Genomic DNA, 20952 nt, shown 5'->3' on the forward strand with positions numbered 1-20952 from the left:
AAAAAATATGTATGTTTTTAGTTGCCTCTTTTAGAACGTGAGCTAGAGCTTCTTTGTTGTGTTGCTCCTTTTGAGTTATTTCTACTCGTTCTTTGTGAGGCACTGTTTTTACTTTTTTCTTTACGTACTGTATTAGATGTACGAGTTTTTGAGCTATTTGGTTTTCTTTCAGTCGAGTTTTTATTAACATTTACTCTTGTGTTAGAATTTACCGAACGTGTTTCTCTTCTTGGAGATGTTGTTCTAACACGTTCATTAGTTCTTGTTCGTGTTTCATCATTCACTCTAGTATTACTATTAGTTCTTATATTTTGATTATCTCTAGTAGAACTAGATCTTACTCTTTCGTTACCACGAGTATTGCTATTAGATCTCACACTTCCATTATCTATATTTTGTCTAACACGAGTATTACCTTGAGTAGCATTTAAATCTCTAGTATCTCTTCTGTTTTCTGCTACACTTCTTCTAGGTGTTGCTTCTTGTCTGTATCGATCACTAATACGAGATGTGTTGTTTGCTACATTACCACGACGACCATTATTATAATTTGTTGTACGACGTGTACTGTTATAACTTACAGCTTGTCTGTAGTTGTTAGCATAAGGTCTGTAATAGTGGTGACGTACAGGAGTATAATATTGTCTGTAAGGTCTGTTATAAACTATACAGTAGTTACGTGCAGGAACAGCATAATACACATGCCAAGGTCTGTACACATAGCTTCTGTTGTAAATGTTTATAAAACCAGTGCAGTGACTAAAAGCTCTGTTTCTATTGTAGTATACATATAATCCACCAACTCTAGTAACATAACCATAACTGTTATAACGTATATTAACATTACCAGCTTGAGTAATACGACCGTAATAATCGTAATAAATAGGTACGTTTTCTATTTGAATAATAGCTCCAAAATCGTCGTATTGTACATAAGGATTATAATCGTATCCAGTATTAAAACTTATTGATACGTTTGGAGAGCTAAAACCAACATTTACATTTGGACCATAATTAGGCATATAAAAGTCGAATTGACCATCAGGAAACACAGAAAACTCAATACCACCTTCGGTAAAAATAAACGAATTGCCATAATTATAACCATAAAGATTAAGTGAAGCATTAACTTCTGATGCGTTGGTGGTTTTTGCGTTTACTGTAGTTCCTATTAGGAACACTGCAGTAAAAAATAAAGCTAATTTTTTCATGAGTGTTTGTTTTAAGTTTAACATATCTTATGATATTCAAACAACGTGCCAAAAAATGTTAACAGCATTTAAGTGCTTGATAATGAGGTAATAAATATTTTAAAGCTTTTAAAAAATGCGTAGAACTACGTATAGGATATTTGAAATGGATAATCTAATTTTAAAGCTAAATAAATTTTAATTTGAAAATAAGCATTTATGAAATTAGAGAAGATATTAGATAAGCTTGGTTCGTTAGAGAAAAACTCATTTATAAAAATTATTGATAATATAATTTCCAAAAACCCAAAAAACGGAAAAGAAATAGAAAAAATTTTAAGTTCAACTGACAAAGGATTAAAATCTGTTGATAGTCAAAACATTACTAATATTTTTAATTTGATTTCAGCTGAATTTGAAGAGTATATAATTTGCGAATTCCAAGAAGCTAACTCTCAACTTGATATTTTAATTGATATTATTATTAGGGATGGAAATTGTATAATGAAACAAGATTGGTTTTCAAGGTTATATGAAAATGAAATAAAAAATTTGAAGAATAAAATTAAAACTTTGAATAGTGAATTAGAAAATGAAAAATCAGAATTAAGCGAAAATAGAAAAAGAGATTTTAGAATTTATAAAGCTTGTTTAACTACAGCATATACTAATGATGTTGGTAACAATAGAGAGGCAAAAATTACTTCAGATGAATTATCAATAATTTTAACTCTGTCTAAACAATTAGGATTATCTCAGGAAGATGTTAAACTAATTAATTATTCAATTTTGCCAATAAGAAAAGATGACATTCAAGATGTTATTAATAATTTAAAAAATATTGGAGTTGTGTTTTTTTCCAAAAAAGAGAACACTATCTATGTTGCTGATGAAATGGTGAGAATATTGCGAAAAGTTAGAAAAAAAGAAGTCGCAGATAAGTTTTTTAGAAGAACTTTGAAATTATTAAGAGAGCCAATTATAAATCAAATTGCTAAAGAGCACAATATTGATAAAAAGTTATCAAATTCTCATAAAATAGAAGAAATCATAAAAGAAGGAATTTCGTTTTCTGATTTGCTAACTTATGAAATTCATAAAGATGGAATCACATTAACAGAAAAGAAAAAATCTCTAAATGAGCTTTGTGAAAAAGGCTTAAATATTTCTAGTCTTAAAGGAAGTACTTTAGAAGAAAAAATATCTAGTCTAATTGATTACTTTGAAAACATTGAAAAGGATGAAAAAGTAGGTATATCAATCGATGGTTTTTCAAAAATGCTTTCAGAGTTAAATGATTCATTACCAAAATTGAATAGAGAATTAAAAATTCAATTTGAGCTTCAAGAGGAATTCGTTTTAAATGCAGAATTATTACTTGATTATAATATTAAGCCTAGAGATATTTTAGATTTAATTCCAAAACATGATTTAATTAAATTCATTAAAGAAAATGGAATTAAACAACGTGGTGAAGACATATTAAATATTTTAGAACATTATAAAGATGTAGAAAATTTATACTTGGAAAACTATGTAAATGTTGGTTATAGAAACTTAAATTTATTGAAGGAAAATGGCATTTCAATTAAAGAAAGTGAACTAGGTTTAAAATTTGAGGAGCTTACTGAAACTATTTTTAAAGCGTTGGGTTTTAATGTTGATAATAATTTAAAAATGCAACTTAATACTCAAAAGGATATGATGGATATTCTCTTAAATTTAGGTAATAATGAAATAATAATTGTAGAATGTAAAACAATTAAAGAAAAGGGATATAATAAATTTAGTACAGTATCAAGACAGCTCAAATCATATCAAAATGTAGCATTAAAAAATAATTTTAGGATAGTAAAAATATTACTTATAGCTCCAGAGTTTAGTGATGATTTTGTTTCTGATTGCGGAATGGATACTGAAATGAATATTTCTCTATTAACAGCTTCAACTTTATCTAAAATTAATGAAAGTTTTAAAACTTCTAAATATCAAGAATTTCCCCATGTTCTATTTAGAGACATTGTAATTAATGAAGAACGAATTGTAAAAGCATTAAGTAAATAATCATTAAAAAAATCCCGAGGTTTGGGGAAACCATCGGGATTTATATCATCTAACTATATATATTCTAGTAGACTATCAACCAATAAAAATGTAGATTAAATTGTATTTTTATTATCGTTTAATTTTCTTTTGTTTTTTTACTTTATCTCCTTGTTTATAGTAGTAGTAATCGTCGTCGTCATCCCAATCATCATCATCTCCATAGTTTCCTCCATGTCCATTACCAACTCCACAGTTTAAAGTTGCGTTATTGTAGTTTACAATTCCAGAAATATTAACTATTTCTCCCCAACGGTTATACGTTACTCGTAAACCACCAACTTGAGATAATCGTCCAAATCTATCATAACTAATATATACAGATCCTGCACGTTTTATTTTGCCAGCTCTGTCGTAGTTGATAAATACGTTACCAATACGTCTTACCTTACCATCAAAATCGTGTTGTATTAGTACACCACCAGATCTTGGCGCAGAATAACGAACTCTACTTACAGTTCCTGGAGCACCAACGGTTACATTTACTGAGCCTCGTCTTGTATTGGTACCTCTGTAGTACACATTATCATCATAATGAGAGTCTCCAATGTTTGTATTGAAATCAAAACTTCCATCAGGAAAGATTAAAAACTCAACACCTCGCTCCACAAACATAATTGGTTCGGCATAACGATAGCGTGTTGTATTTTTAAAATCTTCACCTTGTAGTACAGCAGCTTTTGCTGTAGTTGTTGCAGATGTTAATCCCATTAACACCATCGCACTTAGTAATAACTTTTTCATAATAAAAGGATTTAAGATTTTGCCTACTCATTAGCTTTTCGGCTTACGCTATACTTTTTGAGATATTCAATTTGCGTGCCAAAAATTTTAACTATTTGATTTGCAAATAATTAAATACTTATTAGAATATGCTTGTTACTACTGGTAATTTCTTTTTAAAGAAAATTGAAATAAAATTTTACTACATTTATGCTAATCAATCACAATTTTCAATGCCAAGAAAACTAACCGAATGCAGTAATTGTTCCAATCATTTTGAAGCACACTATCCTTATTGTCCTTATTGTGGACAAAAAGCTAATGATGATTTAACTCTTGGTGTGTTATTTAATAACACTATTAATAATTACTTTTCTGTAGATGCTCGCTTTTTTAGAAGCTTTATTCCTTTAATGTTAAAACCAGGTTATTTGGCGAAGCGTTTTGTAGAAGGAAAACGGTTACTATATCTGCATCCTGCTCAAATGTATTTGTTTGTTTCTGTGGTGTTTTTCTTTTTGTTTTCGTTTATTTCCAGACAGCAAGTACAAAGTATTGATTCTGCATTAAAGAGTGATATTGAGAGGTCTAGAGCTATTAAAGATTCTATAGACCAAAAAAAACAAGACTCAATAATTCTACAAGAAGCCATAAAGCCTTTTAAAGATAATCAGCAACAGCTTGGTATTTCTGATGAAAGTATGAAAGTAATTGATTCTACAATTACAAATAACAAGGTAAAAAACACTGGTTTTAATGGTAAAATTGGTGGTGTTAACTTTAATGAGACAGCAATAGATTCTATGATTCAAACTGGAGCTTCAGATGTTGAGATTTATAAGTTTATGGGAATGAATGACGATGATGGCATTTTCACCAAACGCATGTACAAACAAGTGCTTAAGTTTTTTAAGAATAAAAGTGGAGGTTCAATTTTACAGGCTTTTTATGATAGTATTCCTTTAGCCATGTTTATACTGTTGCCAATTTTTGCTTTTTTACTTAAGATTTTTTACTTCAACAAAGGACGTTTTGCGTACCATTTGGTATTTACCTTTTACTTTTTTGCCTTCTTATTTATTGTTTTTGGCTGGTTGGTTTTTGCAACTTTAGTTTGGAAAGATTTTCCAACCTCGATTATTGCTTTAGTTATGTTGTCGACCTATTTCTACTTGTTTTTAGGTGTCAAACGATTTTATGAGCAAGGTTATTTTTTAAGCTTTATAAAGAGTGGTGTTATAACATCGTTATTTTTAATGATGGTATTGCCATTTGCAGCCATTATTGTTGGACTTATGGCGTTTTTGTTTTATTAGAAGTTTTTAAGAATAAAGAACCAAATTTAGTTTGTCATACTGAACTTGTTTCAGTATCTAAAGGATTCCAAAGGTTTTCCCAATTTGGGTTTATGCTTTCAATTAAATTAATTTTCCACTGTCTATGCCAATTTTTTAATTGCTTCTCTCTTAAAATAGCATCATTGATATATTGAAATTCTTCAAAATACACTAATCGTTTAAGTTTGTATTTTGAAGCAAATAGACTACCTATTTCACTTGTATGTTTCTCCATTCTATCATCAATTCCACCAGTTACGCCTATGTATAAAGTTCCTTTCGGTTTGTTTGTTATGATATAAACCCAATAATTATGGTAAACTCGTCTTGGCATTTTTGAATTCTTTATGTAATAGTGGTAGATGCTGAAACAAGTTCAGCATGACAAAGATAATAGGATTATTACTAGAACCATAACTGGTTCAAGATCTACTATTATAGTTTACCTTTTAAGAATGTTCCTGTAATAGAGTTTTTATTTTTCACTAACTCTTCAGGAGTACCTTGAGCTACTAATTGTCCACCACGTTCACCACCTTCAGGACCAAGATCAATTATATAGTCAGCACATTTTATAAGTTCTAAATTATGCTCAATAACTATAATTGAATGTCCTTGTTCTATTAACGCTTGAAAAGATTTTAGTAATTTTTTGATGTCGTGAAAATGCAATCCTGTAGTAGGCTCATCAAAAATAAATAAGGCATTATCGCTTTTTGTTCCTTTACCTAAAAACGTAGCTAGTTTAATACGTTGAGCTTCACCACCAGAAAGGGTAGATGAGCTTTGTCCAAGTGTTACATAACCTAAACCAACATCTTGAAGTGGTTGTAACTTGCTTTGTATTTTGGTTTGACCATGTATATCAAAAAACGCAATAGCATCATCGATAGTCATATTTAGAATATCGTCAATGCTTTTATCTTGAAAAGCAACTTCTAAAACTTCCTTTTTAAAGCGCTTTCCATTACAGGTTTCACAAGTTAAATGCACATCTGCCATAAACTGCATTTCAATAGTAACTTCACCATCACCTTTACAGGTTTCACAACGTCCACCATCGACATTAAAAGAGAAATGTTTAGCTTGATAATTACGTATTTTACTCAATTTTTGATTGGCATACAAAGCTCTAATATCGTCGTAAGCCTTAACATACGTCACAGGGTTTGAACGAGATGAACGACCAATTGGATTTTGGTCTACAAACTCGATATGTTTTATGTTTTTAAAATTACCTTTTAACTCTGTAAATTGTCCTGCTTTATCACCAAAGCCAGTTAATTGCTTTTGAATTGTTGGAAAAAGAATTTTTTTAACCAATGTACTTTTACCACTTCCTGAAACTCCAGTAATAACCGTTAGCATTTCTAAAGGGAAAGTGACATCTATATTCTGAAGGTTATGCTCACGAGCGCCAACTATATCTATTTGATATTTTGATGTTCTTCTTTTTTTAGGCACTTCAATTTCTAAGCTTCCATTCAAATACTTAGCAGTAAGTGAATCTGAAATTAAAATATCATTATAAGTTCCTGCAGCTACAACTTCACCACCAAAAGTACCAGCTTCAGGACCAATATCTATAATTTCGTCTGCTGCTTGCATGATATCTTCATCATGTTCAACCACAATAACTGTGTTTCCTAAATCGCGTAAAGCTTTTAAAACAACAATTAGTTTTTCGGTATCTTTTGGATGCAAACCAATACTTGGTTCATCTAATATATACATTGAGCCTACTAAGCTACTACCTAACGATGTTGCTAAGTTTATACGTTGGCTTTCTCCACCAGATAAAGTATTTGAGCGTCTGTTTAGAGTTAAATAATCTAATCCTACGTTTGATAAAAAAGAAAGTCTGTTGGTGATTTCTTTTAATAAGCGTTCAGCAATTTTGCTGTCGTAATCATTAAGTTCTAATTGCTTGAAGAAATTAATAAGCTTATCAATAGGCATTTCAACTAAATCTGTAATGGTAACACCAGCAATTTTTACATAATTGGCTTCTTCACGCAAACGTTTACCATGACATGTATTGCACTTGGTTTTACCTCTGTAGCGTGATAGCATTACTCTATTCTGAATTTTATATGCTTTAGATTCTAATTCAGCAAAAAGAGAATTTAAGCCTTCAAAATATTGATTACCATCCCAAACGAGTTGCTTTTGTGCAGCACTTAACTGAAAGTAAGGCTTATGAATAGGGAAATCGAACTTATGCGAATTGTTTACTAATTGATCTCTATACCAACTCATACTTTCTCCACGCCAAGGAAAAATTGCATTTTCATAGATTGATAACCCTGTATTTGGAATAACTAAATCTTCATCAATACCAATAACATCACCATAGCCTTCACACTTTGGGCAAGCTCCATAAGGATTATTAAAACTAAACAGATGCACATTAGGCTCTAAAAACGTAATGTTATCTAATTCAAATTTATTATTAAAGGTGTCTTGTTTGTTATCTGATAAAGATTCTATTATTGTTGTTCCTTTTCCTTCAAAAAAAGCAGTTTCAATAGCATCAGCCAATCTGTTATAAAAATCCTCTTCATGCTTAACAACAATTCTGTCTACAACTAAAAACACATCTTTTTTAAGTCCTTTTTCGATGGCATCTTCAATTCGTAAAACATCATCTTTATATTTTACTCTTGCATAACCTTGTTGCTGTAATACTTTTAGTTTGTCTTCCATTGTTCTGTCTTTCTCCAAAGTAATAGGAGAGAGGAGCAATAGTTTTTCACCATCTTTGAAGGATTTTACTAAGTTTAATACATCAGCAGTTGTATGTTTTTTTACCAAATTACCCGATACTGGAGAGTATGTTTTACCAATACGAGCAAATAGTAATTTTAGATAATCATAAATTTCAGTCGTTGTGCCAACAGTAGAACGAGGGTTTGTAGAATTTACTTTTTGCTCTATCGCTATTGCAGGAGCTATGCCTTTAATATAATCAACTTTAGGTTTGTTTAAACGCCCTAAAAACTGACGAGCATAGCTTGACAAACTCTCAACATAGCGACGCTGACCTTCAGCATATAAAGTATCAAAAGCTAAACTAGACTTTCCTGAACCAGATAATCCTGTTATTACAACTAGCTTATTTCTTGGAATAACAACATCTATATTTTTAAGGTTGTGAAGATTAGCACCTTTTATAATAATGTTCTGTTTTGGATTAACTTCGGAAAGGTTAATTTTCATATGCTTTTTGTGTCTAAGAATGCAAAGATACATTAACTATTTATGTCTTTAAAAAAACTTATTGTGCAATAAAATGTTAAAATTTAACACGAAATCTTGCTTTTTAGGAATGATTGTTGTTATATTTGGAGCATAAACATCTAAAACATAGTTGCCTATATCATAATATTACTTTAAAAGATTAACCCCAAGCTAAGAAGTTTTCTTCTTTGCCTTAAAGTAAAAATTATGAAACAAGAACTTATCACTGACGCTGTTTTAGTAAGCAATTATCTGCAAGGAGACGAAAGTGCTCTCTCGGTATTAATTACCAGACACAAGCAAAAAATTTACAGTTTTATTTATTCAAAAGTATATGATAGAGACATCACTGAAGATATCTTTCAGGATACTTTCATTAAAGTTATTAGAACTTTAAAACTAGGAAAATACAATGAAGAAGGTAAGTTTTTACCTTGGGTAATGCGTATTTCACACAATTTGGTTATTGATCATTTTAGAAAAAACAATCGTATGCCAAAATTTGATAATACTGGTGAATTTAGCATTTTTTCTGTACTAAGCGATTCGTCGTTAAATGCTGAGAAACAAATAATAAAAGAGCAAGTTGAAAGCGACTTAAGGCGTTTAATTGAAGAGTTGCCAGACGATCAAAAAGACGTGTTAATGATGCGTATGTATCAAGATATGAGTTTTAAAGAAATATCAGATAAAACAGGCGTTAGTATTAATACTGCACTAGGAAGAATGCGTTATGCGTTAATTAACCTAAGAAAGGTAATAGATCAAAAAAATATAATTTTAACGAATTAATATAATAAATAAAGTTTTGATGCGTTATTAGGATTATAATTAACTAAAAATCCAAAAATGGCAAAACTTTACTCTGAAAAAACTCCCCAAATTAAAAACGATTTGAACCCAAAAGAGGAAACAGTAAATTTTCTTCTTAATTATTCTAAGGCTTTAAGTGTTATTGATTATAATAAATTGAAGTTTGAAGCACTTCTAAACTAAACTTGGAAAAGTCCTGAAAGTTAGCTCATCAGGACTTTTTTTTATTGTATTCATTTATAACGGAAGTTCTACCAATGGTTTTGGTAATAATATCTTTATCCAAATCCCAACCTCTTGCTGGAGAATATTCGCGTCCGTACCATATAATTTGAAGATGTAAATCGTTCCATAATTCTTTTGGAAATAGACGTTTAGCATCTTTTTCAGTTTGCACAACATTTTTCCCATTAGAAAGATTCCAACGATACATAAGTCTGTGAATGTGTGTGTCGACTGGGAAAGCAGGAATACCAAAAGCTTGAGATAAAACAACAGCTGCTGTTTTATGACCAACAGCAGGTAGTTCTTCTAAATCTTCATACGTTTTAGGCACTTTACCATTGTGTTTTTCGATTAAAATTTTTGATAGACCATAAATACCTTTACTTTTCATAGGTGATAAGCCTACAGGTTTTATAATTTCTCTTATTTCTTCAACAGATAGTTTAATCATGTCATAAGGATTATCTGCTTTTGCAAATAATAAAGGAGTAATTTGGTTTACACGTACATCTGTGCTTTGAGCTGACATTAAAACAGCAATTAATAATGTATATGGATCTTTATGTTCTAAAGGAATAGGAATTGTTGGATATAACTCATTTAACGTAGTTATAACAAAGTCTACCTTTTCTTGTTTGGTCATATGTTGTATTTTTACAAAAATCAAAGTTAAACTAAATATGACCAAATTAAAAGTAGGAGATAAGGCTCCAAATTTTTCAGCAAACGATGAACAAGGAAACACAGTTTCACTATCAGATTATAAAGGAAAAAAATTAGTAGTTTTTTTCTATCCTAAAGCAAATACACCAACTTGTACTGTTGAGGCTTGCAACTTAAGAGATAATTATAAAGATTTAAGTAATAAAGGTTATGAAATTTTAGGTGTTAGTGCAGATAGCCAGAAAAAGCAATCAAACTTTAAAAAGAAATATAGTTTTCCTTATCCTTTATTAGCAGATGAAGACAAAGCTGTAATAAAAGCTTTTGATGTTTGGGGAGAAAAAAAGTTTATGGGACGAACGTTTGATGGTATACATCGTTTAACCTTTGTTATAGACGAAAATGGCGTTATTGAAAAAATTATTGATGATGTGAAGGCTAAAATTCACGCAGAACAAATTCTATCTTAATAAAAAAGCGACCAATTGGTCGCTTTTCTTTTATTCTTTATGAATCACTTCTTCCGATTCACAGCCAAATAGGCTTTTCTCTTTTATGATATTTGCAACTCCTTTTGGTAACATAGATTCCCAACCAACTTTCCCATCTGAAATAGCTTTTAAAACTGTACGTGAGAAGATTGATAAAATAGATCTATCATAATCTGTTATATCAACAACTTTACCATTGTATTTAAAGAATTTATATAATTCTTTCATACGTGGATGCACTTTTAAGTTTTCGCTATTAGTGATTGTTCCATCTTCATTTTCCATTGGGTATAGGTAAACGCGTAAATCTTTAAAGAACAGTTTACCAAATGCTTCTAAAATACCTCCACTTAAGTGACGATAGTATTTTTCATCAAAAATATCAACTAAATTATTTACTCCCATAGCCAATCCCATACGAGCTTTTGAGTATTGAGAGAAATATTCAACGAGTTTATAATATTCCTGGAAATTAGATATAAGAACTGTATGTCCTAAAGAACATAACAATTCAGCTCTATCCATGAAATCTTGTTCATCAATTTCGCCTTCAGCACGTAAGTTAGATAATGTAATTTCAAATACTACTTGAGTGTTCTCTACATCAACCTTGTTTTCTTTAACAAACATATCATATGATTTTTCAAACATATCAATGTTTACTTTAGTTACAGGTCTAAAACTACCACGAAGCGCTAATATATTCTTTTTATAAAGTACTCTTGCTGGTAATACATTATTACCATCAGGAGCAAACATTACGGCATCTGTCATTCCGTTTTTAACAAGCTGTAAACTCATTAAACGATTATCGACATCTTTAAACACAGGACCAGAGAAGTTAATAGTATCAATCTCTATTTGGTCTTTATCTAAATGGTCATATAAATAACGAAGTAATTTTTTTGGAACATCATATTTATAAAAAGCTCCATAAATAAGGTTTGTTCCTAAAATACCAAGTGTTTCTTGTTGTAATCGCGCGTCGTTTTCTTTAAAACGTAAGTGTAAAATAATCTCGTTATAGTCTTGGTCTGGCTCAATTTGATATTTTATACCAACCCAACCATGTCCTTTATATTTTTTTGCAAAATCTATTGTAGCTACAGTATTAGCAAACGAAAAGAACATTTTGTTAGGATGTTTATCTCTAGTAATACGCTCTTCAATCAAATCGATTTCATGAGTTAGCATTTTGCGTAATCGAGCTTCAGTTACGTAACGACCATCATCTTCAATACCATAAATAGCATCACTAAAGTCTTTATCATAAGCAGACATAGCTTTTGCAATTGTCCCAGAAGCACCACCAGCTCTAAAGAAATGACGTACAGTTTCTTGACCTGCACCAATTTCGGCAAAGGTTCCATAAATGTTTTCATTTAGATTTATTCGGAGTGCTTTAGTTTTTAGAGAAGGAATTTCATCAAATTCTTTATCTCCTTTTAGGGTAATTTCCATTTTATAGCTTGAGATTAATACAGTACAAAGGTATTAATTTGCTTACTTAAACAAAAAAATAAACTTACTTTTGTTGTAAACTTAACACTCTTGAAAATTACATTTTTAGGCACAGGAACATCTCAAGGAATTCCAGTTATAGGAAGCTCTCATCCTGTATGTTTAAGTTCTAACCCAAAAGACAAGCGTTTAAGAGTATCTGTGCTTATAGAGTGGGACAATTATGTGTATGTAATTGATTGTGGTCCTGATTTTAGACAACAGATGCTAAATGCTAAATGCACTAAGCTAGATGGCATTATTTTTACACACGAACATGCTGATCATACAGCTGGTTTAGATGATATTAGACCATTTTATTTTAAGCAAGGAGATATTCCTGTTTATGCACATAAAAGAGTGATAAAAGCCCTTGAAGACCGATTTGAATATATTTTTGAAACAGAAAATAAATATGCTGGTGCTCCAGGAGTTACAACTCATCAAATAGAAAATAAACCATTTACACTTGGTGGTATTAATGTTATTCCAATTAATGGTATGCATTATAAGCTACAGGTTTTTGGTTTTAGATTTAATGATTTTGCTTATCTAACAGATATGAAAACTGTAGAGGATAAGGAAATTGAAAAATTAAAAGGTGTAAAAGTGTTAGTTGTTAATGCTTTAAGAGAAGAGCAGCATGTGTCGCACTTTAATCTAGATGAAGCACTTGCTTTTATTGATAAAGTAAAGCCAGAAAAAGCATATTTAACGCATATTAGCCACTTATTAGGATTCCACGACGAAGTACAACAAAGGCTTCCTAAAAACGTTTTTTTAGCATACGATAACCTCCAAATAACTTTATAATTATGAAGAATAAAATTTTCATGTATTTGTTCATTTTTTCAGTCTTACTATTGATTTTTCAATTCGTTAATTCGAAGAACATTTTTGAATCTTACGAGACTAAATTCACAAAATTTGAACAGCGAGAACAATCATATAAAGATTCTATTGCTAGTCTGCAAAATGAAAACTCTGATTTAAAGCTTTTTAATTTAGAATACAATGATGATGCATTAAGCTATTTTGATGATAAAGGTTATAACTCGTTAGAATTGATTCCTTTTATAAAAGACGAACTATATAAGCTTAACAACTATAAAGGAGACGATCACCCAATTGTGCCTTATGTATCTATGACAGATGGTAAAATGCTAATAAATAATGTTAGGTTACTTAATCACAAATGGATAATTGCTAATTTTAGTGACGGTAAACATTGGGGAGAACTATTTATCACTTACGAGTTAATAGAAGGGAATGAACTTAAATTTAAATTGGTTGAGTATTTTTTATATCCAATAAACTAAATTTTATCTTCTAACCAATTTCTGAATTCATAAAAATTTTGTGGTGCTACACCATGTCCAACAGGAAATTCAGAATATTTGTGTTTTATATTTAAGTTCTCTAAAAACTGAGGTGTTTTCCTTGCCCAATCTACAGGTATTACTTGATCAACACTTCCATGTGAGCAATAAAAATTAAGATGCGAATAATTTTTTGAATCTAGATGCTCTGGCAATATATCTTTATTTATATAACCACTTAAAGCTACTACATTTTTAATCTTTTCAGGATATGTAAGTGCAACAGCATAGCTTAATATAGTGCCTTGGCTAAAGCCTAAAAGTGTAACGTTATTAGGATTTACTGGGTAGTTATGGCAAGCTTCATCTATAAACTTAGCTATTAAATCTCTAGATGCTTTTGCTTGTTCATCGTCACTCCATTTATTCATTTCTGCATCAAAATTAATAGCATACCAAGCATTGCCATAAGGCTGCATCGCATGAGGTGCTCTTACAGAAATAATAAAAAGTTCTTCAGGTAACTCAGTTGCAAAAGAAAACAAATCGTTTTCATCACTACCATAACCATGAAACATAATAAGTAGTGGTGCGTTTTCTTTTAAAGTTGAAGGTCTTGTAATGTGATGTAATAAACTATTCATTCTATTGGCCTATATTTTTAAATAATTTTTGAAAAAAATCACCTAATAAAGGCACAGAGTATAACTTTCCAGTAATTGCTCCAAAAATTGCATACAAAAATAAAACAGCAATAAATATCCAAAAAGAGTAAGTAATCATCCAGTTATCAAAACCGCTAACAACAAATCCTAAAATCATTTCTAATAGCCATAAACCTAAAGCTTGTCTTGTATGAAAAGCCGTAAATTGGTTTCTTTTTTCATTATTCATAAAAAAAGCTATAAGTGTACCTATTAGTGTAAAATAACTAACAATTGCTAAGGTTTTTCCTTCTTGAATCGTTTGATCTGTCATTATAATTAGTTTAATATAAGTTGATTATTTGATAGTATTCCATAAACTTTTCCTTTAAGTTTATGCTGTTCAAAAATTGAATTTTTTGAAGCTGAATATATATTTTCTTTAGTAAAACTATGCTCAATATTTGGATTAAAAAGTGTTACATCTGCCTTGTTTCCAACAGATATGCTGTGAGATGAAATCCCGAATCTTTCTTTACCTTTAGTTAGCAAATCAATGGTTTTTTTAATTGTAAACACTGTATTTAAAGCTCCAAAGGCAGATTCCAGTCCAACGGTTCCGTATTTTGCATAATCAAACTCTATTTTTTTATGCTCAATATCTATTGGGTTATGGTCGCTTGTAACCATATCTATAGTGCCATCCTTTAAACCTTCAATAAGAGCATTGCAATCATCTTTAGTACGTAAAGGTGGTAATACTTTCAAGTTTGTATTAAAGGTGTGCAACTCATCATCAGTGAGCACTAGATTATGTATTGCAACACTACAACTAACATTTAATTTTTTCTGTTTTGCTTCTCTGATCAATTCTACAGATTTAGCTGTTGAAATTGTTGGAATATGAAGTTTTCCACCTGTATATTCTAGAAGAAACAAGTCTCTGACAATTTGTAATTCTTCGGCCAGAGTTGGGTTTCCTTTTAATCCAAGAGAGGTACTTGTTACATTCTCGTTCATTACTCCGAGTCCAGAAATTCTAGATTCTTGCGGAAAAGAATAGACTAATCCTTCAAAATTACTAGCATATTGTAATGCAAGTTTCATTAGGTTAGGATTGCAAATTGGTTTTTGGTAGTCTCCAAAAGCTATTGCGCCAGCGTTTTTCATATCAAACAGCTCCGCTAAATCCTCTCCTTTACTTTCTTTTGTGAGTGCTCCAATAGGGTAGAGTGCAACTGCGTTTCCATTCGCTTTTCCCTTTAAAAATGAAACATCTGAATTACTATCAATTACTGGATTAGTATTTGGGTTGACTGCTACAGACGTAAATCCTGATAAAGCAGCTGTTTTAAGTCCGTTTTCAATAGTTTCGCGTTCTTCATAACCTGGTTCTCCAAAACTAACACTACTATCAAACCAACCTTGCGAAATATGAAGATTGTCGAGTTTTATTTCCTTGTAATTTTTAGGGTTTTTTATCTGCTTTGAAATTTGAGTAATAACTCCTCTTTCAATTAAAATGTCTAAAGTTTGATTGTGAAAATCGCTTTTGGAATCAACTATAGTTGCAGATTTTATGAGTACGTTCATTTAAAATATTTTAAGATGAGCATTTCAATAATTAAAAAAGCTAGTGCAAAAATAACAAACCATTTCCATAGCTCGTTAACATTAGTAACACTTTTTATATCATCAATAGTTGTTGCAATAGATGAATTGACATCAATATTGTTATTTGAAGCCATATCATAGTAACTCAATTGGCTTTCACTTCTATTAAAATTAAAACTCAAATTTTGCAAGTTATTGTTCTTGTTTTTTACTTCAAAAACACCAGCTATATCAGGTGATTCGTTTGTTTTTAACTCTACTTTATTAGTATAGGTTTGTTGTAAAGGCACAATAGATATATCATTAATTGTAAGTGTTAGAATATCGTCTTGTAGCAGTTTGGTGTTTATATCTATAGTATTTTCCTGAGCAATGTTATAATAAAGCTTAGGGAGCTTTAAACTTTGCTTTCCAATATTATAAATTACAGGAACAATTAAAGGCGAGTTTTTAAAATTTGAATTCTCTTCATTTATTGGAGCAGAAAACGCATAAGCATTATTAGATTTGGTTAAAAATGAAGAGCCATCTTCATAATTAAGAATTGTTGAGCCATTTGAGTTTCCAAAAGGATAAAAAGAATTCACCTTTGGGTACTGAAAATTATTTACTTTTTTATCAAAAACATTCGCTAATAATGGATGAGAAAAATTTATAGATGTAATTTGCTTTTCAATTGGACTAATTGAATTATAATTTGGTAAATTATAATTTATAAGCAATTGATTGTAAGATGATAAACTAATATTATTTGAAGGGATTATTAATATATTTCCTCCATCATCAGTAAATGATTTTAATGCTGTGATTAACGACGCAGGAACATCTTTAAGCTCATTTAATACTATTAAATTTTGGCTATCAATTGTATTATAATTTAATTCGTTAAAAAGGTTAGAGGTATAAACAAACTCATCGTCAGTAAATATTTTTTTTAAGAAGGTATCATCAGATTCATTAATCGATAACACTCTAATTTTATCTCGTTTGTTAATATTAAAAAACAACACATTGTCATATTGAAGTCCTATATCATCAACAATAATTTTACCATTAAACGATGTATTAGCAGGAATTGTAAAAATTGTAGAAGCATCATTTTTAATAGACACCGAACTTTTAGCCATTAAATTATCGTTTTTATATAGCGAAACAGGAAGCGTTTCTATTTCATCGCCATAATTTTTAAGATTTACTGTTAATTCAATGTTCTCTATATCAACTTTAGAAATAAAAACAGAATCTACAACTATATTTTTTACTGATTCTGGTTTTAATTGAACAAGTTTGAAGTTCACTAAACTATCTTTTTCAATAGTTATCGACTTTTTATTTTGCTGAAAATCTGATATTAATACTAAGTTTTTAATGCTGCTTTTATCTTTTGAAAACGCTTTCTTTCCTTTAAGTATAACAGCTTCATAAGCTAATTGATTAGGTGAATGTTTTAATTGGATTAATTCATTTTTTATAGCCTTAATACTGGTATTTATAAACGTATTGTCGTTTGTAAACAATGTAATTTGCTCATTTTCATCAACGTTTTCTAAAATGTCTTGTATTGCTTTATTTAAAAGTGTTCCATTTGTGCTTTTAGCTTGCATACTAAACGAATTATCTAAATAGATAACTGTTTCACTTTTTACGTTAAAAACATCTGAATTAGCCAAAAAAGGCTGTGCAAAAGCTATAATTGCACAAGCAAGTAATAGCATTCTTGTAATTAGAGTAAGCCATTTTTTAAGTTGAGAGCTTTTACGAGTTTGTAAAGTGATATTCTTTAAAAACTGAACATTAGTAAATTCAATCTTCTGAAAACGACGTAACTGAAACAGATGTATAATAATAGGAATGATGAGCAGAAATAGTGCGTAAAGTAATTCTGGGTGTTTAAACTGCATTCCTTATCTGTTTTGTAGCATTTTTAAGTATTCAAATATAGAAAATGATAAGAGATTAAGACTTGTAGATTTTGAGAATTTTAACTAAACGAGTATTCTGTTCTGTTATTATAAGCTATTAGAATGTTTTTTAACAAAATCTTTGCTTTTATACTTGTAACAGATTGTAGTTTTGCGCTACTTATCTAAGAATTTTAAAAACAAATTATAATAATGAAGAACATTTTAAGTATTGTTTTAGTTGGATCTATTCTACTTAGTTGTGGCACAACTAAAAAAACAACTAACGATTTAGCAATTAGCAATCCAATAGTTACCTCAATGGACCTTACTAAAGTTGTAGATGATAAAGTACCTGTGATTATAAATCCTGGTCGTTTTACAACAGAAACAGTAACATACCATTTACCTAAAGTTGTACAAGGAACATACAGTGTGAGTAGTTTTGGTCGTTTTGTAGATGATTTTAAAGCTATTGATTATAATGGTAAAGAGTTAACTGTTACACATCCAGATGAAAACACTTGGGTTATTGCAAATGCAGCACAATTAGATAAACTTATTTATAATGTTAATGATACGTTTGATATTGAAACTGTTGGCGGAATTGGAGGCGAAATGCCTTTTTCACCTTCAGGAACTAATATAGACCCAGAAGTTTATGTATTAAACCTACATGGTTTTATTGGTTTTTTTGATAGCTTAAAAACCAATCAATATGAGTTAGATGTGACTGCTCCAGCAACTTTTAAGCGTTCTTCTGCTTTACAAAATGTTGGAACAAAATCAAGTCCTGACGGAAGATCAATAACTACAAGTTATATTGCTCCTCGTTATTTTGATATTACAGACAATCCGATGATGTATGGTAAACTAGATGTAGAAGAGTTTATGGTTGGCGATATTAAAATTGTATTAAGTGTTTACTCACCAAATAAAGTACATACAGCAGCTAGCTTAAAAGAAACTATGTACAAAATGATGGAAGGTCAAAAAGCTTATTTAGGCGATGTTGATAGTACACCACGTTATGACATCTTTTTATATTTAGCAGATAGAGGAGAAACAGCTCCTAAAGGTTTTGGTGCTTTAGAGCATCACACATCTACTGTTGTAGTACTTCAAGAAGCTATGCCTAAAGAAGCATTAGCAAAATCGATGGTCGATGTAGTAGCACATGAGTTTTTTCATATTGTAACGCCATTATCAGTACACTCTGAAGATGTACATTACTTTGATTATATAAACCCTACATTTTCTAAACATTTATGGATGTATGAAGGTGTAACTGAATATTTTGCACAACATTTTCAAGTGTACGAAGGATTAGTTACTCCAGATGAGTTTTATAAAGAAATAATGAGTAAAATCAGAACCTCAAATTATTTTGATGATACGATGAGTTTTACTGTAATGAGCGAAAACATTTTAGAAAAACCTTATGCAGACAATTATATTAATGTGTATTCAAAAGGTGCATTAATAGGTATGTGTATTGATATTTTAATGCGAGAAGAAAGTAATGGACAAAGAAGCATGTTATCGTTAATGAAGGAATTGTCAACAAAATATGGCAAAAACAAACCATTTAATGATGACGATTTAATTAGAGAAATTTCAATAATGACTTACCCAACTGTTAGTCAATTTTTAGAAACTTATGTTGAAGGTACTACACCAATTGATTATAGCGAGTTTTTCAAAAAAGTTGGTTTAACATTAAAATCATCGCGAGTAGAAACTAACTACATCCAAAGTGGAGCTGGTTTTATTTTTGATGGCGACCAAGAAAAAGGTACAATTTTCTTTTCTGCAGGTGTAAAAGACAACAGTTTTTGGGCAGAACAAGGTGTTTTACCAAACGATGTTATTAAAGAAGTAAACGGAACTGTTTTAACTCTAGAGAACGTAAGAATGGTTTTAGGACAAATGTATCAATGGAAACCAGGTCAGGAAATAGATGTGAAGTTAGAGCGTGATGGAAACCCAATTGAAATTAAAACAACATTAAAGCAATCATACACAACAAGTGAGACTTTAATGGAAGATGAAAATGCTAATGAATTGCAAATTAACTTAAGAAAAGCTTGGTTAAAAGGTTAATAACCAAATTTAAACTATAAACAAAAAGCGATTGATGAATTATATTTGTCAATCGTTTTTTTTGCTTAAAATCCTTCAAAAACACCTAAACCAAACAGAGCAAAATCATACTTTACAGGATCATTTTTATCTAGCTGTCGTAACGCACTATCTAGTTCAAACAAAGCTTTAGCATCGTTTTGTTTTCGTTTTAATAAACCTAGTTTTCTGGCAACATTACCTGAATGCACATCTAAAGGACAAGAGAGTTGAGCAGGAGTGAGGCTCTTCCAAATTCCAAAATCAACACCATTATTGTCATGTCTAACCATCCATCGTAAAAACATATTAATGCGCTTAGCTGCTGAATTTTTTAAAGGATTACTAATATGTTTTTGAGTTCTTGGCAAATGTTCTATTTCAAAAAAATGATTTTTAAATTGATGAATAGATTCTTGTAACGAATCTGGTTTGGCATATTTTGAGAATACAGATTCTAATCCGTTGTGGTTTTTATAAATATGCTGTAAACAAGCAATAAACTGAATAAAATCGTCTCCATTAAACGTTCTGTGTACAAAAGGTAGTAAAGCTTCTAAATCTGATTCTTGATGCTGCATAACAAACTCATGTGGTGCATTATCTAGAAGCAACATCATACGCTTTGCATTATTAATTATACTCTTTCTGTTTCCCCAAGCAATAGTGGCAGTTAAAAATGCAGCAATTTCAATATCTTCTTTTTTACTGAATTGATGCGGAATTTGTATAGGATCACTCTCTATAAATCGAGGATGGTTGTATTGTTCAACTTTGTTGTCGAGAAAGTCTTTAAGGTCTTTTTTTGTTAATTTTACAGGCATTAAGCATGAATGATTTTTTCAAAAATAGTATTATTAGCAATAATTACTTAATAACTTTAAGTCTTTAGCTATTGAAATAGTAAATTTAAAAAACTAACTTCGCTTATCGTCTGATATAGAACATTTAAACGATTCCATATCATACCGTTGGCACCAATATGAACAAAATCGCACTTAAGATATTATTTCTGCTGACTTTTAGCGTTTCTAACAGTCAAAATAATAGGACTTTGGAAATGGCTAA

General features: G+C 30.3%; 19 protein-coding genes. 8 read left to right on the top strand and 11 right to left on the bottom strand.

Features of this window, described 5'->3' with window-relative positions; all coding sequences use genetic code 11:
- Positions 1-17: 17 nt before the first annotated feature.
- Positions 18-1211 (bottom strand): hypothetical protein, encoded by a 1194-nt coding sequence (locus tag IEW41_RS07240; protein WP_188605674.1) that lies wholly within the window; start codon positions 1209-1211, stop codon positions 18-20.
- Positions 1212-1409: 198 nt separating this feature from the next.
- On the opposite strand from IEW41_RS07240, the gene IEW41_RS07245 reads away from it, so the two are divergent.
- Positions 1410-3254 carry a hypothetical protein gene (locus IEW41_RS07245; protein ID WP_188605675.1) on the top strand — a complete coding sequence of 615 codons (1845 nt, stop codon included), beginning with the start codon at positions 1410-1412 and terminating at the stop codon, positions 3252-3254.
- 111 nt (positions 3255-3365) lie between these two features.
- Here the strand turns inward: IEW41_RS07245 and IEW41_RS07250 are convergent, their stop codons facing one another.
- Positions 3366-4037 (bottom strand): hypothetical protein, encoded by a 672-nt coding sequence (locus tag IEW41_RS07250; RefSeq protein ID WP_188605676.1) that lies wholly within the window; start codon positions 4035-4037, stop codon positions 3366-3368.
- A 128-nt stretch (positions 4038-4165) separates the two neighbouring features.
- On the opposite strand from IEW41_RS07250, the gene IEW41_RS07255 reads away from it, so the two are divergent.
- Entirely contained in the window at positions 4166-5332 is a 1167-nt protein-coding gene (locus IEW41_RS07255) for a DUF3667 domain-containing protein (protein ID WP_229660193.1), read from the top strand.
- 34 nt (positions 5333-5366) lie between these two features.
- Here the strand turns inward: IEW41_RS07255 and IEW41_RS07260 are convergent, their stop codons facing one another.
- Together IEW41_RS07260 and uvrA are read right to left on the bottom strand one after the other, a co-directional pair.
- A complete protein-coding gene (locus IEW41_RS07260; RefSeq protein ID WP_188605677.1) occupies positions 5367-5687 on the bottom strand; it encodes a GIY-YIG nuclease family protein in 321 nt (106 codons plus the stop codon).
- A gap of 101 nt (positions 5688-5788) precedes the next feature.
- On the bottom strand, positions 5789-8572 hold the full coding sequence (gene uvrA / locus IEW41_RS07265; RefSeq protein WP_188605678.1) for an excinuclease ABC subunit UvrA: 2784 nt from the start codon (positions 8570-8572) through the stop codon (positions 5789-5791).
- Between the two features lie 228 nt (positions 8573-8800).
- Between uvrA and IEW41_RS07270 the strand changes: the two genes are divergently transcribed.
- Together IEW41_RS07270 and IEW41_RS07275 are read left to right on the top strand one after the other, a co-directional pair.
- Positions 8801-9385 carry an RNA polymerase sigma factor gene (locus IEW41_RS07270; RefSeq protein ID WP_188605679.1) on the top strand — a complete coding sequence of 195 codons (585 nt, stop codon included), beginning with the start codon at positions 8801-8803 and terminating at the stop codon, positions 9383-9385.
- Positions 9386-9442: 57 nt separating this feature from the next.
- Complete coding sequence (locus IEW41_RS07275) at positions 9443-9589, top strand: hypothetical protein (RefSeq protein ID WP_188605680.1); 147 nt, start codon at positions 9443-9445, stop codon at positions 9587-9589.
- A gap of 28 nt (positions 9590-9617) precedes the next feature.
- On the opposite strand, the gene IEW41_RS07280 is transcribed toward IEW41_RS07275, so the two are convergent.
- Positions 9618-10274 (bottom strand): endonuclease III domain-containing protein, encoded by a 657-nt coding sequence (locus IEW41_RS07280; RefSeq protein WP_188605681.1) that lies wholly within the window; start codon positions 10272-10274, stop codon positions 9618-9620.
- A gap of 37 nt (positions 10275-10311) precedes the next feature.
- Here IEW41_RS07280 and bcp point away from each other — a divergent pair, with 37 nt between their 5' ends.
- A complete protein-coding gene (gene bcp / locus IEW41_RS07285; protein WP_188605682.1) occupies positions 10312-10764 on the top strand; it encodes a thioredoxin-dependent thiol peroxidase in 453 nt (150 codons plus the stop codon).
- A gap of 30 nt (positions 10765-10794) precedes the next feature.
- Here bcp and IEW41_RS07290 read toward each other — a convergent pair whose 3' ends face one another.
- The gene (locus tag IEW41_RS07290; RefSeq protein ID WP_188605683.1) at positions 10795-12246 is read right to left on the bottom strand and encodes a TonB-dependent receptor; all 1452 of its coding nucleotides are present in this window, start codon (positions 12244-12246) and stop codon (positions 10795-10797) included.
- 90 nt (positions 12247-12336) lie between these two features.
- On the opposite strand from IEW41_RS07290, the gene IEW41_RS07295 reads away from it, so the two are divergent.
- Together IEW41_RS07295 and IEW41_RS07300 are read left to right on the top strand one after the other, a co-directional pair.
- Complete coding sequence (locus IEW41_RS07295; RefSeq protein ID WP_188605684.1) at positions 12337-13098, top strand: MBL fold metallo-hydrolase; 762 nt, start codon at positions 12337-12339, stop codon at positions 13096-13098.
- A gap of 2 nt (positions 13099-13100) precedes the next feature.
- Complete coding sequence (locus IEW41_RS07300; RefSeq protein ID WP_229660194.1) at positions 13101-13604, top strand: hydrolase; 504 nt, start codon at positions 13101-13103, stop codon at positions 13602-13604.
- Here IEW41_RS07300 and IEW41_RS07305 read toward each other — a convergent pair.
- The 4 genes from IEW41_RS07305 to IEW41_RS07320 are packed head-to-tail and all read right to left on the bottom strand — an operon-like array spanning position 13601 to position 17763.
- Positions 13601-14248 (bottom strand): alpha/beta hydrolase, encoded by a 648-nt coding sequence (locus tag IEW41_RS07305; protein WP_188605685.1) that lies wholly within the window; start codon positions 14246-14248, stop codon positions 13601-13603. The genes IEW41_RS07300 and IEW41_RS07305 overlap by 4 nt on opposite strands.
- A gap of 1 nt (position 14249) precedes the next feature.
- Complete coding sequence (locus IEW41_RS07310; protein ID WP_188605686.1) at positions 14250-14582, bottom strand: magnetosome magnetite crystal formation protein family; 333 nt, start codon at positions 14580-14582, stop codon at positions 14250-14252.
- A 5-nt stretch (positions 14583-14587) separates the two neighbouring features.
- Positions 14588-15841: a dihydroorotase gene (locus IEW41_RS07315; protein ID WP_188605687.1), complete on the bottom strand. Its 1254-nt coding sequence runs from the start codon at positions 15839-15841 to the stop codon at positions 14588-14590.
- The gene (locus IEW41_RS07320) at positions 15838-17763 is read right to left on the bottom strand and encodes a BatA domain-containing protein (protein ID WP_188605688.1); all 1926 of its coding nucleotides are present in this window, start codon (positions 17761-17763) and stop codon (positions 15838-15840) included. The genes IEW41_RS07315 and IEW41_RS07320 overlap by 4 nt, the downstream gene beginning before the upstream one ends.
- 213 nt (positions 17764-17976) lie before the next feature.
- On the opposite strand from IEW41_RS07320, the gene IEW41_RS07325 reads away from it, so the two are divergent.
- Complete coding sequence (locus IEW41_RS07325) at positions 17977-19866, top strand: M61 family metallopeptidase (RefSeq protein WP_188605689.1); 1890 nt, start codon at positions 17977-17979, stop codon at positions 19864-19866.
- 65 nt (positions 19867-19931) lie between these two features.
- Here IEW41_RS07325 and IEW41_RS07330 read toward each other — a convergent pair whose 3' ends face one another.
- Entirely contained in the window at positions 19932-20708 is a 777-nt protein-coding gene (locus IEW41_RS07330) for a TIGR02757 family protein (protein WP_188605690.1), read from the bottom strand.
- Positions 20709-20952 lie beyond the last annotated feature (244 nt).

The organism is Aquaticitalea lipolytica, assembly GCF_014641635.1.
In the GTDB taxonomy this organism is placed as follows: Bacteria; Bacteroidota; Bacteroidia; order Flavobacteriales; family Flavobacteriaceae; genus Aquaticitalea; species Aquaticitalea lipolytica.

Coding starts and splice junctions, on each gene's coding strand:
- IEW41_RS07270 (WP_188605679.1), top strand. CDS start 8,801: ATGAAACAAGAACTTATCACTGACGCTGTTTTAGTAAGCAATTATCTG.
- IEW41_RS07310 (WP_188605686.1), bottom strand. CDS start 14,582: ATGACAGATCAAACGATTCAAGAAGGAAAAACCTTAGCAATTGTTAGT.
- IEW41_RS07260 (WP_188605677.1), bottom strand. CDS start 5,687: ATGCCAAGACGAGTTTACCATAATTATTGGGTTTATATCATAACAAAC.
- bcp (WP_188605682.1), top strand. CDS start 10,312: ATGACCAAATTAAAAGTAGGAGATAAGGCTCCAAATTTTTCAGCAAAC.
- IEW41_RS07245 (WP_188605675.1), top strand. CDS start 1,410: ATGAAATTAGAGAAGATATTAGATAAGCTTGGTTCGTTAGAGAAAAAC.
- IEW41_RS07275 (WP_188605680.1), top strand. CDS start 9,443: ATGGCAAAACTTTACTCTGAAAAAACTCCCCAAATTAAAAACGATTTG.
- IEW41_RS07325 (WP_188605689.1), top strand. CDS start 17,977: ATGAAGAACATTTTAAGTATTGTTTTAGTTGGATCTATTCTACTTAGT.
- IEW41_RS07320 (WP_188605688.1), bottom strand. CDS start 17,763: ATGCAGTTTAAACACCCAGAATTACTTTACGCACTATTTCTGCTCATC.
- IEW41_RS07250 (WP_188605676.1), bottom strand. CDS start 4,037: ATGAAAAAGTTATTACTAAGTGCGATGGTGTTAATGGGATTAACATCT.
- IEW41_RS07280 (WP_188605681.1), bottom strand. CDS start 10,274: ATGACCAAACAAGAAAAGGTAGACTTTGTTATAACTACGTTAAATGAG.
- IEW41_RS07305 (WP_188605685.1), bottom strand. CDS start 14,248: ATGAATAGTTTATTACATCACATTACAAGACCTTCAACTTTAAAAGAA.
- IEW41_RS07330 (WP_188605690.1), bottom strand. CDS start 20,708: ATGCCTGTAAAATTAACAAAAAAAGACCTTAAAGACTTTCTCGACAAC.
- IEW41_RS07290 (WP_188605683.1), bottom strand. CDS start 12,246: ATGGAAATTACCCTAAAAGGAGATAAAGAATTTGATGAAATTCCTTCT.
- IEW41_RS07255 (WP_229660193.1), top strand. CDS start 4,166: ATGCTTGTTACTACTGGTAATTTCTTTTTAAAGAAAATTGAAATAAAA.
- IEW41_RS07240 (WP_188605674.1), bottom strand. CDS start 1,211: ATGAAAAAATTAGCTTTATTTTTTACTGCAGTGTTCCTAATAGGAACT.
- uvrA (WP_188605678.1), bottom strand. CDS start 8,572: ATGAAAATTAACCTTTCCGAAGTTAATCCAAAACAGAACATTATTATA.
- IEW41_RS07300 (WP_229660194.1), top strand. CDS start 13,101: ATGAAGAATAAAATTTTCATGTATTTGTTCATTTTTTCAGTCTTACTA.
- IEW41_RS07315 (WP_188605687.1), bottom strand. CDS start 15,841: ATGAACGTACTCATAAAATCTGCAACTATAGTTGATTCCAAAAGCGAT.